This window comes from Campylobacter concisus (assembly GCF_902460595.1).
Lineage (GTDB): Bacteria > Campylobacterota > Campylobacteria > Campylobacterales > Campylobacteraceae > Campylobacter_A > Campylobacter_A concisus_BL.
Genome location: NZ_CABPVA010000001.1, coordinates 475963 through 490292, shown reverse-complemented (window position 1 = coordinate 490292; position 14330 = coordinate 475963). Strand labels below are relative to the sequence as shown.

The 14330-nt window shown below is 41.9% G+C and carries 10 protein-coding genes, 2 tRNA genes and 3 rRNA genes; 5 read left to right on the top strand and 10 right to left on the bottom strand.

Annotated elements, in window-relative coordinates; translation table 11 throughout:
- Positions 1 to 388 precede the first annotated feature (388 nt).
- The 10 genes from rrf to F3G86_RS11275 all read right to left on the bottom strand — a co-directional run bounded on the left by rrf (position 389) and on the right by F3G86_RS11275 (position 10710).
- Positions 389 to 507 (bottom strand): 5S ribosomal RNA (gene rrf / locus F3G86_RS11320).
- A 133-nt stretch (positions 508 to 640) separates the two neighbouring features.
- Positions 641 to 3545: ribosomal RNA gene (locus tag F3G86_RS11315) — 23S ribosomal RNA — on the bottom strand.
- A gap of 434 nt (positions 3546 to 3979) precedes the next feature.
- Positions 3980 to 4055 (bottom strand) — tRNA-Ala (locus F3G86_RS11310).
- Positions 4056 to 4067: 12 nt separating this feature from the next.
- Positions 4068 to 4144 (bottom strand) — tRNA-Ile (locus F3G86_RS11305).
- Positions 4145 to 4238: 94 nt separating this feature from the next.
- Positions 4239 to 5749 (bottom strand): 16S ribosomal RNA (locus F3G86_RS11300).
- The 16S, 23S and 5S rRNA genes sit together here with 2 tRNA genes alongside, the layout of an rRNA operon.
- Before the next feature lie 333 nt (positions 5750 to 6082).
- Positions 6083 to 7423 (bottom strand): DUF945 family protein, encoded by a 1341-nt coding sequence (locus F3G86_RS11295; RefSeq protein ID WP_149722877.1) that lies wholly within the window; start codon positions 7421 to 7423, stop codon positions 6083 to 6085.
- Positions 7420 to 7986, bottom strand: a complete 567-nt coding sequence (locus tag F3G86_RS11290; protein ID WP_188115730.1) for a DedA family protein — start codon at positions 7984 to 7986, stop codon at positions 7420 to 7422. Before F3G86_RS11290 ends, F3G86_RS11295 begins: the two co-directional genes overlap by 4 nt.
- On the bottom strand, positions 7986 to 8582 hold the full coding sequence (locus F3G86_RS11285; RefSeq protein ID WP_149722876.1) for a lipid-binding SYLF domain-containing protein: 597 nt from the start codon (positions 8580 to 8582) through the stop codon (positions 7986 to 7988). Before F3G86_RS11285 ends, F3G86_RS11290 begins: the two co-directional genes overlap by 1 nt.
- Positions 8583 to 8591: 9 nt before the next feature.
- Positions 8592 to 10145 (bottom strand): ribonuclease Y, encoded by a 1554-nt coding sequence (gene rny, locus F3G86_RS11280; protein WP_034901872.1) that lies wholly within the window; start codon positions 10143 to 10145, stop codon positions 8592 to 8594.
- Positions 10066 to 10710: a 5-formyltetrahydrofolate cyclo-ligase gene (locus F3G86_RS11275; protein WP_149722875.1), complete on the bottom strand. Its 645-nt coding sequence runs from the start codon at positions 10708 to 10710 to the stop codon at positions 10066 to 10068. Before F3G86_RS11275 ends, rny begins: the two co-directional genes overlap by 80 nt.
- A 49-nt stretch (positions 10711 to 10759) precedes the next feature.
- On the opposite strand from F3G86_RS11275, the gene F3G86_RS11270 reads away from it, so the two are divergent.
- The 5 genes from F3G86_RS11270 to F3G86_RS11250 form a co-directional block, all read left to right on the top strand.
- Positions 10760 to 11395: a TlpA family protein disulfide reductase gene (locus F3G86_RS11270; RefSeq protein ID WP_149722874.1), complete on the top strand. Its 636-nt coding sequence runs from the start codon at positions 10760 to 10762 to the stop codon at positions 11393 to 11395.
- The gene (gene ftsY, locus F3G86_RS11265; RefSeq protein WP_021085234.1) at positions 11395 to 12261 is read left to right on the top strand and encodes a signal recognition particle-docking protein FtsY; all 867 of its coding nucleotides are present in this window, start codon (positions 11395 to 11397) and stop codon (positions 12259 to 12261) included. The genes F3G86_RS11270 and ftsY overlap by 1 nt, the downstream gene beginning before the upstream one ends.
- A complete protein-coding gene (locus F3G86_RS11260) occupies positions 12254 to 12616 on the top strand; it encodes a VanZ family protein (protein WP_021085260.1) in 363 nt (120 codons plus the stop codon). Before ftsY ends, F3G86_RS11260 begins: the two co-directional genes overlap by 8 nt.
- A complete protein-coding gene (radA, locus tag F3G86_RS11255) occupies positions 12591 to 13931 on the top strand; it encodes a DNA repair protein RadA (RefSeq protein WP_149722873.1) in 1341 nt (446 codons plus the stop codon). The genes F3G86_RS11260 and radA overlap by 26 nt, the downstream gene beginning before the upstream one ends.
- 57 nt (positions 13932 to 13988) lie before the next feature.
- On the top strand, positions 13989 to 14330 hold a 342-nt coding region (locus tag F3G86_RS11250), incomplete at its 3' end, for a Cj0814 family flagellar-dependent secreted protein (protein ID WP_411160680.1).

The window sequence follows — 14330 nt, the reverse complement described above, 5'->3', positions numbered from 1 at the left end:
AACATAGAAATATAAATTAAAAAAACCAATCTAATTTTTAACACATCATTAAACTTATATTTTCATATTATCATATAGCTAATAATCTAAATCATCACGCACTATTATCTCAACTTGAGACTAAGCAATAGTAATTACCTTTAAACCAAACAAGATTTTCTTAAAGAACAATAAATAAAAAAATTTAAAAACAACAATAGAATAAATTTAAAAAGGCAGCCTAACCAATAATATAAAAACAGATACAAAAATGCTACTACATATAACCAACAAAAAACTAATTAAAAATAAGTAAAAATTAAAAAACTAACATTTTATACTTAGACAAGAAATAGCAATGATAAAAAATTTGATTAATAATATAAGAATTAAAGCAGATTAACAACAAAGCCCGCAACGACCTACTTTTCCAACATCCCAGTAAGGGAGAGTATCATCAGCCAGGACGAGCTTAGCTTCTTGGTTCGAGATGGAGCAAGGCGTTTCCTCGTCTGTATAGTCACGGGCAGTGTTAAATAAAAGATATATTAGCTAAATCTCTTATTTAACACTACTAGATAAAGTTAAAAGTCATAAACAAAGTTTTATAAAAACATATCTTATTAAGTTTTTACCCTTAACAAGGAAGTGATGCTTATTAAAAGATAAGCAGACGAGCTATTAGTACTGGTCAGCTAAAGGACTTTCATCCATTACACACCCAGCCTATCAAACACATAGTCTATATGAGCTCTTAAAAGAAGATTCATCTTGGAGTTGGCTTCCTGCTTAGATGCTTTCAGCAGTTATCACATCCCAACATAGCTACCGAGCGGTGCCCTTGGCAGGACAACTCGTACACCAGTGGTTGGTTCGACCCGGTCCTCTCGTACTAGGGTCAACTCTCCTCAATCTTCTTGCGCCCACGGCAGATAGGGACCGAACTGTCTCACGACGTTCTGAACCCAGCTCGCGTACCGCTTTAAATGGCGAACAGCCATACCCTTGGGACCTGCTCCAGCCCCAGGATGCGATGAGCCGACATCGAGGTGCCAAACCTCCCCGTCGATGTGAGCTCTTGGGGGAGATCAGCCTGTTATCCCCGGGGTACCTTTTATCCTTTGAGCGATGGCCCTTCCACACAGAACCACCGGATCACTAAGACCGACTTTCGTCTCTGCTTGACGTGTATGTCTCGCAGTTAAGCTGGCTTATGCCTTTATACTCTACGAACGATTTCCAACCGTTCTGAGCCAACCTTTGTAAGCCTCCGTTACATTTTGGGAGGCGACCGCCCCAGTCAAACTACCCACCAGACATTGTCCTACTTGAGGATAACTCAAGCTAGTTAGCTATCAGAATAAAAAAGAGCGGTATCTCAACAATGGCTCACCATAAACTGGCGTCTATGGATCAAAGCCTCCCGCCTATCCTGCACATTTTTATCCCAATAGCAGTGTCAAGCTGTAGTAAAGGTCCACGGGGTCTTTCCGTCTTGCCGCGGGTAGGAGGAATTTTCACCTCCACTACAATTTCACTGGATCCCTCTTCGAGACAGCTCCCATCTCGTTACGCCATTCATGCAGGTCGATATTTAATCGACAAGGAATTTCGCTACCTTAGGACCGTTATAGTTACGGCCGCCGTTTACTCGGGCTTCGATCAAACGCTTCGCAGAGCTAACGTCATCAATTAACCTTCGAGCACCGGGCAGGCGTCACACCCTATACATCCTCTTACGAGTTAGCAGAGTGCTGTGTTTTTGGTAAACAGTCGGGAGGGACTCTTTGTTGTAACCTTCAATGCTTACGGAGTAAATCCTTCACAAAGTTAGGCACACCTTATACCGAAGATACGGTGCTATTTTGCAGAGTTCCTTGAAGAGAGTTCTTCCACGCGCCTTAGAATACTCATCCCACCCACCTGTGTCGGTTTACGGTACGGGCAACTATAACTAAACTTAGAAACTTTTCTTGGCTCGACAGTATCAAGGATTTACGATTCATTCCGAAGAACTTCACGCACCTGTAAGGCCTCGGCTTAAAGGAGTTCGGATTTGCCTGAACTCCAACCTGCACCTTTCGACCAGCACTACCATCCGCTGGCTCCTCTAACTCTAAGCGTCCTTCCATCGCACATTATAGTTGGCATTGGAATATTAACCAATTTTCCATCGCATACCCCTTTCGGACTTTGCTTAGGACCCGGCTAACCCTACGATGACGAGCATCGCGTAGGAAACCTTGGGTTTACGGCGTTGGGGATTCTCACCCCAATTATCGCTACTCATGCCTGCATGCTCACTTGTATTCGCTCCAGCACTCCTTACCGGTATACCTTCAACGCAAATACAACGCTCTCCTACCACTTAGTAAAACTAAGTCTAAAGCTTCGGTACTCATTTTAGCCCCGTTATATTTTCCGCGCAGAATCACTAGACCAGTGAGCTATTACGCTTTCTTTAAAGGATGGCTGCTTCTAAGCCAACCTCCTGGTTGTTTAAGTAACTCCACATCGTTTTCCACTTAAATGAGATTTAGGGACCTTAGCTGTTAGTCTGGGTTGTTCCCCTCTCGACGACGGATTTTATCACTCGCCGCCTGACTGCCATGATTACACACTAGGTATTCGGAGTTTGATAGGGTTTGGTACATTGGTGTATGCCCTAGCCCATTCAGTGCTCTACCCCCTAGTGTTACTACATGACGCTATACCTAAATATATTTCGGAGAGAACCAGCTATCACGATGTTTGATTGGCCTTTCACCCCTATCCACAAGTCATCCCATAGCTTTTCAACGCTAGCGGGTTCGGTCCTCCACCGGCTCTTACACCGGTTTCAACCTGCTCATGGATAGATCACATCGTTTCGGGTCTGCAACGTCTGACTAAACGCCCTATTAAGACTCGCTTTCGCTACGGCTCCGGGTTTCCTTAACCTCGCCAGACATCACAACTCGCAGGCTCATTATGCAAAAGGCAGTCCATCACCCTGATAAATCATAGGGCTCTGAATGATTGTAAGCAAATGGTTTCAGGTTCTATTTCACTCTGATCACCTCAGTTCTTTTCACCTTTCCCTCACGGTACTTGTGCACTATCGGTCTAGTAGTAGTATTTAGGGTTGGATAGTGGTCTACCCAGCTTCAGACAGAATATCACGTGTTCCGCCCTACTCAGGATACTGCTAAGTAAAACAAAGATTTCATATACGGGGGTATCACCCTCTGTGCCTAACCTTTCCAGGTCGTTCTATTAGCTAAGTTTAGTCTATATTGCAGTCCTACAACCCCACTAGTAAACTAGTGGTTTGCCCTCTTACGCGTTCGCTCGCCGCTACTAGCGTAATCTCTTTTGATTTCTTTTCCTAAGGGTACTAAGATGTTTCAATTCCCCTCGTTCGCTCCGTTATACGGTAACTAATATCTCTATTAGTTGGGTTGCCCCATTCAGAAATTCCCGGATCAAAGCCCCTTGACGGCTCCCCGAGACTTATCGCAGCCTGGCACGTCTTTCATCGCCTCTACTAGCCAAGGCATCCACCACTTGCTCTTTGTAGCTTACCTTTTCTATATTAGATTATTCTAATTCGCATCACTTCCTTGTTAAAGATAACTTTATGTTACTACATTTAAATTCTAACTCTCAAGACGGAAAGCATTGACTACTATTTAGATAAGTTTTAAATCCTAAATAGATTGTGATGTCAAACTTTTGCATTAAATGCAAAGAGAATAGAAATTTAAATCTTTAACAAGTCCTGTAAAATTGTTTTTAAAACTTGCTTGTGACTATTAACAATATTAATTAAAAGAACATTTAGACTTCGCAGACTAGCAAGCTAGTCTTTACGACCAAAGAGTTACACCCTTTGGAAACCCCTAAAGCACAAAGTTGCTTTCGGCAACTTCGTCATCAATAAAGATTAAGTACGCTTAAAAGTCTAAAGTAAATGTTTCTAAAAACACTTAATATAGACTTTTACTGTTAAACTATTTTATGGTGGAGAATAGCGGGATCGAACCGCTGACCTCCTGCGTGCAAAGCAGGCGCTCTCCCAGCTGAGCTAATTCCCCAATTAAATTCTCTGGTGGGCCTAACAAGACTTGAACTTGTGACCTCACCCTTATCAGGGGTGCACTCTAACCAGCTGAGCTATAGGCCCCTATAGGTCTATCAATCTTTCAAAACTAAACAAGGATGATTGAGAATATCTTTCTTATAGATATCTTGTGAGAGAATATCTATATGTACTCTAGAAAGGAGGTGATCCAACCGCAGGTTCTCCTACGGTTACCTTGTTACGACTTCACCCCAGTCGCTGATTCCACTGTGGACGGTAACTAATTTAGTATTCCGGCTTCGAGTGAAATCAACTCCCATGGTGTGACGGGCGGTGAGTACAAGACCCGGGAACGTATTCACCGTAGCATGGCTGATCTACGATTACTAGCGATTCCGGCTTCATGGAGTCGAGTTGCAGACTCCAATCCGAACTGGGACATATTTTATAGATTTGCTCCATCTCGCGATATTGCTTCTCATTGTATATGCCATTGTAGCACGTGTGTCGCCCCGGACATAAGGGCCATGATGACTTGACGTCGTCCACACCTTCCTCCTCCTTACGAAGGCAGTCTCATTAGAGTGCTCAGCCGAACTGTTAGCAACTAATGACGTGGGTTGCGCTCGTTGCGGGACTTAACCCAACATCTCACGACACGAGCTGACGACAGCCGTGCAGCACCTGTCTTAACATTTCTGCAAGCAGACACTCTTCTATCTCTAGATGATTTGTTAGATATCAAGTCCGGGTAAGGTTCTTCGCGTATCTTCGAATTAAACCACATGCTCCACCGCTTGTGCGGGTCCCCGTCTATTCCTTTGAGTTTTAATCTTGCGACCGTACTCCCCAGGCGGTATACTTAATCCGTTAGGTGCATTACTGCCAAGACTAGCTTAGCAACAACTAGTATACATCGTTTAGGGCGTGGACTACCAGGGTATCTAATCCTGTTTGCTCCCCACGCTTTCACGCATTAGCGTCAGTTGAGTTCCAGCAGATCGCCTTCGCAATGGGTATTCCTGGTGATCTCTACGGATTTTACCCCTACACCACCAATTCCATCTGCCTCTCCCTCACTCTAGATTATCAGTTTCCCAAGCAGTTCTATGGTTAAGCCATAGGATTTCACAAGAGACTTGATAATCCGCCTACGCGTCCTTTACGCCCAGTGATTCCGAGTAACGCTTGCACCCTCCGTATTACCGCGGCTGCTGGCACGGAGTTAGCCGGTGCTTATTCGTTAGGTACCGTCATTGTTCTTCCCTAACAAAAGGAGTTTACGCTCCGAAAAGTGTCATCCTCCACGCGGCGTTGCTGCTTCAGGGTTTCCCCCATTGAGCAATATTCCCTACTGCTGCCTCCCGTAGGAGTCTGGACCGTGTCTCAGTTCCAGTGTGACTGATCATCCTCTCAGACCAGTTATGCGTCATAGCCTTGGTGAGCCATTACCTCACCAACTAGCTGATACAATATAGCCTCATCCTACACCGAAAAACTTTCCCTATCTAACTTATGTCAGACAGGAGTATAGAGTATTAGCAGTCGTTTCCAACTGTTGTCCTCTAGTGTAGGGCAGATTAGCTATACATTACTCACCCGTGCGCCACTAACTCATAAGAGCAAGCTCTTACTTGTCCGTTCGACTTGCATGTATTAGGCACGCCGCCAGCGTTCACTCTGAGCCAGGATCAAACTCTCCATATTAACCTTCTTTAGCGTAAAGCAGAGCTTTACTAAGAAGCAACACTAAAGACTAGGATTGCTAATGCAATCTAGTAATAATGTTTTTACTAAAATTGCTTTTAGTATTTATTATGAAGTTTTTAATCAAAAAAACTTTTAGTTTTTATATTAGTTTGTCTAATCTATTATTTAATCATAATAGACTGGCTCAATCGATCACTTGTTTAGATTTCAAAGATTGACTAATAGTTTAACAATTGAAAGTTAAAAGAACTTTCTGCTCTGCATTCTGCAAAACAGAAAGTGAAGTATATAGAAGTGATGCTTAAAAGTAGATAAAAATCAGGCTATTTTTTAAAAGCCCATAAAGAAATTTTGAAGTCCGACCTTTTCGTTAAAAATAATATCTTTTTTATTTGGATCGTACTTAAATTTACTTACTACTTTTTTGCCATCTTCTTTTAAATATCCAGCAGATATAAGCGTTGGCTCGATAAGAGTCATCTCAGGGAAGAGCGTATCAAAAAATTTAGCCAAACTCTCATCCACGCTTAGCTCACCATTAAGTGATAGCTTATCAAAGATCGCAAGCTGACTTTCTCCGCTTTTAAAGCCATTGATGGCAGCATCTAGTTTTAAATTTATCGCATTATTGCCATTTTTAAAGCTTAATGTATCCACTTTCACACTTGGATTTTTCTCTAAAATTTGACCCATTACTTCGTCCAAATTTAACCCAGCAAATATACTCTCATTTGTATCAACATTTACATTACTTAGTCTATCAAGTATATTATTTATAGTTGGCACGTTGATATTTACTATTTTGCTATCTAAGATAAAATCTGTAAATTTCACTTTATTAACAGCAACTGCACCTATCTTCACCACATCTTTTGAGCTACCAAGATCATTTGAGACTTCAAATTTAGAGTTATACTCAAGATCGTCTAAAGCGACATTGCCATCCTTTTCATCTATTAATGCTAATTTTTTAATCTTAGCCTTTGCTACGTAAGGAGCTAATTTGCTCTCAAATATCTTTGAAATTTCAACTGGCACAGTGTAGCTTGTATCTATATCGACGCCTTCAAGATTAACTTCTGCTTTATTTTCTTCGTTAAGGTCTTTTAAAGCAACTTTTTCAACGCCCAAGTTTGCACTATTTACATTATCTTTTGCGTCCAGTTTCAAGCCAAATTTCACATCCTTTGTATGAATGTTCATAGTTTGCTTGTCACTAAAGTCGATATCGCTAAATTTAACATTTACATCTTTATCGCCACTCACGCTAGCTTTTGTTTTAGCCGTTGCGACGACATTTGATCCAAGAAATGAAGCTACGATATTTTTTACCGCTTCATTTTGTATAGAAATTTTTGAGTCGATCTCAAAGCCATTTACAAATGCAAGCACTGAGTGAGAAATTTCATTTTCCACCTTAAAATTTAGATCCTCATCTGCATCTTTGCCAGCTAAATTTTTCAAAAGATCTTTTGAAACTACAAGATCAAATGATCCTTTTGAGCCAAGAAAACCTTTTTGATAGCTGTTTTCTGAAACTTTAAAGCCATTTATATCATTTAGTCTATCAACTATCCTTTGATAGTTCTCCTCAACCTTGTTTGAGGCGAAATAAACAGCGCCTGCGACGATCACGATAACTACGATTAGAGCAGATATCACCTTTTTCATACTTTTCTCCTTTTTGTAATGTGTTGTAAAAACAACCAGATACCAAATAATAAGCCTACCATAGCAAGTGGCATGATATATCCATGCGAGCCAAGATAGTCACTCACACTCATAAAATAATCCCCTGCTTTATAGCTTGCAAGACCGACGATCACTGCCCAAAGCACTGAAGAGACCAAATTTATAACACTAAATTTATAAAAAGAGTATTTTGTAAGTCCAAGCGCGATAGGCACCAAAGTTTTGACGCCATAGATAAATTTCTTGATAAATATTATCTTATCGCCGTGCTTTTTAGCCAAAATTCCAGCGTAGGCAAGCTTTCTTTTGTGATTTTTCACATAAGGCATAAGCGAGCTTTTGTTAAACCTTGCGACGTAAAAGATCAAAGTATCGCCGATCGTGTTTGCCACGGCAGCGACGATTATGCTAAGAGTGATGTCCATTTTGCCTGCAAAGCTTAATATCCCAGCAGCGATAAGCGCAACCATGCCACCACCAAGGCTGTAAAAAAACAGCACAACGTAGCCGTAAGTTGAGATTGAGTTTATAATATCTTGCATCATTGCCCCAAAAGTTTAGAAGCAGAAGATATTAGTTGCTCGTATGCGTAGCCACTTTGTTTTAAAATTTCATCCTTTGCGCTAATGACTGCTCCGCCAAAGCTAGCTCCAGCGAAAAACCCATCATTTGTGGCATACGCATAGATGTCGCTTGAAAATTTAAAATCGCTTACTTTATTATAATTGCGTCCGATATCGCCAAATGCCACTGAAAGCTTCGTATCAAGCGTGATCTTAGCGTCTTTTATGTCGTAGATGATACTATCTTTAAAAATAAATAGCACAAGCGAGCTATCTTCATAACCAAGCTGTATGCCGATGCTGCCGCCACTTATACTAACTGGCAAAATTTCACTTGGAGAGTTGATGTTGCCAACGACCATGATGCCATCTCCGCCCATGCCACCAACAACAAAACCAACCTTTTTAACACTTGGAAAGATGATCGTCGCTTTTGACTGCTCGATGAGCTCTTTTATAGGAGCATTTCTAGCGCCTCTCATCGTCGTTATAAACGAATTTGCCGAGTCTAACACGAGCTCCTCGCTGGTAAAGCCAAACGAGAAAAACATTATTAACGATAAAAGAAATTTCATATCTTGCCGTTATTTCGCAAAATCAACAGCGCGAGTCTCTCTGATAACGCTTACTTTGATCTCACCAGGATACTGCACCTTACTCTCGATCTCTTGAGCTATCTCTTTTGCCACAAGCACTGCCTCATCGTCGTTTATGAGCTTAGCATTTGCAATGACACGGATCTCACGGCCAGCGTTGATCGCATAAGCTTGCTTGATGCCCTCTTTGCTTTTTGCGATGTTTTCGATCTCTTCAACACGTTTTAAGAAGCTCTCAAGCACCTCGCGTCTTGCTCCTGGACGAGCGGCACTTAGTGCGTCAGCCGCGCAAACAGCGGCACTTTCTATGCTTGTTGCCTCTTCATGGCCGTGGTGAGCGTAGATCGCATTGATGACAACTGGATGCTCCTTGTAGCGTTTGCAAATTTCAGCTCCAAGATCGACGTGGCTGCCCTCGTACTCGTGAGTTAGCGCTTTGCCGATGTCGTGAAGTATGCCAGCTCTTTTTGCTAGCTTTTCATCTCCACCACACTCTGCTGCGATGATGCCAGCGAGGTGAGCCACTTCAAGGCTATGAGCAAGGGCATTTTGACCATAGCTTGCTCTAAATTTAAGCTTGCCTATTAGTTTTACTATCTCTGGATGAATTTTATTTAGACCAAGATCCATGACGATATTCTCGCCCTCTTCTTGTATGCTTTGCTCAAATTCTTCAGTCACTTTTTTGTGAAGATCCTCTATCCTAGCTGGCTGAATTCTGCCGTCCTCCACCAAAAGCTCGATCACTCTTGTTGCGATCGCACGTCTGTAAAGATTAAAGCTGCTTAGTATGATAGCATGCGGGGTATCGTCGATGATGATATCAACGCCAAGCACCATTTCAAGGGTTTTGATGTTACGTCCCTCTTTGCCGATGATCCTGCCTTTTAGCTCATCGTTTTTGATATTTACGACGTTTATTAGACGCTCAGCCGCAAATTCTCCAGCAAATCTTGACGTAGCCTGCGCCAAGATGTAATTAACCCTCTTTTTAGCCTCTCTTTTTGCCTCTTCTTCGTATTTTCTAACGATGTGAGCGATGTCGGCGCGTGACTTCTCCTCGACCTTTTTTAGCACGACCTCTTTTGCCTCTTCTTCCGTTAAGCCAGCAGCGTGCTCAAGCACCCTTATCGCCTCTTCTACTTTGTTTTGATAAGTTGCTTTTAAATTTAAACCCTCTTCGTAAGTGACCTTCGCATCTTGCTTATCTTTTTCAAAAAGCTCTTTACTCTCATTTAAAAGCTCTTGCTCATTTAGCAAAATTTTCTCTTTTTTAGTCAGCTCATCAAATTTACTTGCATACTCTTTTTGAAGCTTTGTTGTCTTGTCGTCATATCTTTTTTTAGCCTCAAATTCAGCCTCTTGGACTGAAATTTTAGAGTTTTTAAGCGTTAGCTCAGCTTCATACTCGATGGCTTTTGCCTTTGCTTTTGCCTGCTCTAAAAATATGTTGTAGTTTGCATCATTTATCTTTTTGGCGTAGAGATACCCTGCTCCAACGCCCACCACACCGGCTCCTAAGCCTATTAAAACCTCTATCATTTATTCCTCTTTTTATATAATTTTTGCTTGGGGTTATATAAAAGTCTCCTACCGCATCGTGTGCCTGCGAGAGCACATCTTTGGTGTAGAAGTCTTTTACCTCTAAGAAAACTATCAGTTTTGGCTTAACGGGCAAAGTGTCAAAAAATCTATCGTAAAATCCTTTTCCGTGCCCTATCCTTGCCATAGCTCCATCAACCCCAATCGCTGGAACTACCGCCATATCGAGTTTAACATTATTCATTTTTTTGCCAGATGGCTGTCTGACATTAAATTTATAAGTTAGAAATGGCAGTCGCAATCTTACCATCTCTAAGCTAAGACCTACCATAAAAGGGGCAAAAATTTCACATTTTTGTGATAAATTTCGTCTTATTTTAAGCACATCGACTTCGTAGTTAAGCGGCAGGTAAAAGAGCACCTTTTTAGAATTTGTATAATTTATCAAATTTAAAAGTGTTTTTGCTGCCTTATAATGCGTGCATTTTGCTCTAAATTTAGCAAGCTTTATCAAATTTGCTCTTGCATTTTTTCTAAATTCGTTTTTTTCTAAATTAACGCTCATTTTATGCTCTTTCTTGTATAATCCTGAAACATTTTTCAAAAGGAAATTTATGACACTAAAACGCGCAATTATAACATCACTTTGTCTTTTTGCATTTTTCGGATGCGGCGACGACAAAAGCCAAAAGAGCGAGCAAAACACTAGCGAGCCAGCTGTGCAAAGTAAAAATTTAGAAGAAAATGCCAGCAAAGATGAAAATTTAAGCAAAGACACACTCACTCCAAAAATGAATGAGAGCGCACAAAGCGACGAAGTAAAAGAGATAAGTCTAAAACTGCTTAATGGCACAACTATGCAGATCACAAAAAGAAGCAATGGCTTTGACGTAAAAGATGGCAAAAAAGCGACACTTTACGTATTTTTCGCCACTTGGTGCCCACCATGCAAAGCTGAGATCCCATCTTTAAACAACCTAAGTGAGAAATTTAAAAACGAGCTAAACATTGTTGCTGTCTTGCTTGAAGACAAGAGCGAGGACGAAGTTAAAGAATTTGCTCAAAAGTATAAGATCAAATACGACATCGCAGTTGGCGAGGGAAATTTCTTATTTGAAAAGGCGATGGGCGGCATCAAAGGACTCCCAGCATCTGCGCTTTTTAAAGCAAATGGCGACTACGCTCAAGGCTACATCGGTCTTGTACCTGAAGAGATGCTCGAAACTGACATAAATAGGGCCATAAAATAATGCTTGAGTTTTTAAAAAGAGGCTTTGAAAAGACCTTTGGAGCGATAAGCTCGGCTAAAAAGTCAAAAAAGATCGACAAAGAGAGCTTAGAGGAAATTTTACTAGAAGCTGACGTGGCTTACGAGATCGTAGAGGAGATTTTATACTACTTGCCGCCACAAGATGAAGTGAGCAGAGCCGACCTTAGACGCGTTATGAGTAGTTATTTTATCTACGAAAAAGAGCGCGTGATCGAGCCTGATAAGCCATTTGTCGATCTCATCCTTGGCGTAAATGGCGCTGGCAAGACGACGACCATCGCAAAGCTAGCAAATTTATATAAAAATAACGGCAAAAGCGTCATTTTGGGCGCTTGCGATACATTTAGAGCTGGGGCTATCGAGCAGCTGCGCCAGTGGTCAATCAGGCTAAATGTACCGATAGTCGCCACCCAGCAAGGGCATGACCCTTCAGCTGTGGCCTACGACACGATCAGCTCGGCCCTTGCAAAAGGCATCGACCGCGTCATCTTGGATACGGCTGGCAGGCTTCAAAACCAGACAAATTTGGCAAACGAGCTTGATAAGATCGTTCGTATCAGCAAAAAAGCCTACGAAAAGGCGCCACACCGCAAAATTCTCATCCTTGATGGCACGCAGGGCAACGCTGGTGTCGCACAGGCAAAGGCATTTAACGAGATCGTCTCGCTTGATGGCGTCATCATCACAAAGCTTGACGGCACTGCAAAGGGCGGAGCGCTATTTGGCGTGGCAAGAGAGCTTGAGCTACCTATATTTTATATAGGCGTTGGCGAGAGCATGGACGATATCATCAAATTTAACCCAGACGAGTTTTTAGACGAGCTGATGGACGCCATTTTTGAGTAGGGTAAAATTTCTTAGTAAAATTTGCTTTTTCGCTGCACTTTTGGCGATTGATTTTCTTGCATTTACTCCAAAAAGTCCTGCGATCATCGAAAACTCGTGGGACAAAGCAAATCACTTCTTAGCTTTTTTCGTCCTTTATATCCTACTCTACCTTGGCTATGAGTTTAAAATTTTAAAAAATTTAGCCCTACTTTTAGCCTTTGGCGTGCAGATAGAGCTCGTTCAGGCATTTTTACCAAACAGGAGCTTTAGCCTGCTTGACATCGTAGCAGACATGATCGGAGCGGCCTTTGGAGTGATAGTAGTTGAAATTTTAAAAAGGATATATTATGGCAAAAGCAAAGCCAGTTTTTGAGTGTCAAGCCTGCGGTAATCAACAGGCAAAGTGGCTGGGCAAATGCCCACAATGTGGGGCTTGGGATAGCTTTGTCGAGCTTAGCCAGCAAGAGATAAAGACAAGTAAAGAGATAGCAAAAAGCGCTAGCACACCCAGTAAAGCCATAAGCATCGACGAAGTTGAAATTCAAAATTTCACGAGATTTAGCACCAAAGATAGCGAGCTAGACCTTGTTCTTGGTGGTGGCGTGGTCGAGGGCTCGCTTGTGCTTATAGGCGGTAGTCCGGGCATCGGCAAATCAACCCTGCTTCTAAAAATCGGCTCAAATTTAGCAAAAGACGGCAAAAAAACGCTCTATGTAAGCGGCGAAGAGAGCCAAAGCCAGATAAAAATGAGAGCTGACAGGCTAAATGCTGTGGATAAAAATTTATACCTGCTAACTGAAATTTGCCTAGAAGATATTATGCTAGAAGTGCAAAAGAGCGACTACAAGGTGCTAGTCATTGACTCCATTCAAACACTTTATAGCCAAAATATAACCTCCGCGCCAGGCTCGATCACGCAGGTTCGTGAGATCACATTTGAACTGATGAGGCTTGCAAAGAGCCAAAATATCTGCGTTTTTATCATCGGTCACATAACCAAAGAGGGCTCGATCGCAGGACCTAGAGTGCTTGAGCATATGGTCGATGTGGTACTTTATTTTGAGGGCGACGCGAGCAGAGAGCTTAGAATTTTACGTGGATTTAAAAACCGCTTTGGCTCGACAAGCGAGGTTGGTATATTTGAGATGAGCCAGCAAGGGCTCGTGAGCGCAAATGAGGTCTCAAGCAAATTTTTCACACGCGGCGGGGCGATGAGTGGCAGTGCGATCACCATCATAATGGAAGGCTCAAGGGCGCTTAGCATCGAAATTCAGGCGCTTGTTTGCGAAAGTGCCTATCCAAAACGAAGCTCGACTGGCTTTGAGAAAAACCGCCTAGATATGCTGCTAGCCCTACTTGAGCGAAAGCTTGAAATTCCACTTGGGCACTACGACGTCTTTATAAATGTTTCAGGTGGCGTTAAGATAAGCGAGACCGCTGCCGATCTAGCCGTCATCGCAGCGATAATCAGCAGCTTCAAAAACCGCCCCATCAGCAAGGACAGCGTCTTCATCGGTGAGCTAAGTCTAAATGGCGAGATAAGAGAAATTTTCAACCTCGATCAGCGCTTAAAAGAGGCAAAAACGCAGAAATTTAAAAACGCCATCATCCCAAACAAACCGCTTGACACGCAAGGTTTAAAGTGCTTCTACGCCAAAGATATCACTCAAGTGCTTGAGTGGATGTAAATTTACTCTGGAACAAATCATGCTTGCTTTTTGACAGATAATATCAAGGAGCAAGTTATGAATGATATTAGCATCTTAAGCACAAATGTAAATTCATATACCAAGCAACAACGCAAACAAGGCAGGTCTGCAAATTTTAGTGATGTTTTTAACCAAAAAACCAAAGAAGAGAGCATTAAGCCAAGCCAAGAGCCAGCTAAATTTACTTATACAACTTCTTCACAAAACAGCCTCATCTCTTTAAATTTCAGTGATCTTCAAGCTTACGGCTACACAGTAGATAAAGCTGGCTTTATGGGAGCTGATTTTAACAAAGCAGCGGGCTTACCGCAAGACTTTAAAATCCATAAAAGCACACTTGATGAGATAGTTAGATACAACAACAAAACACATCTCTTC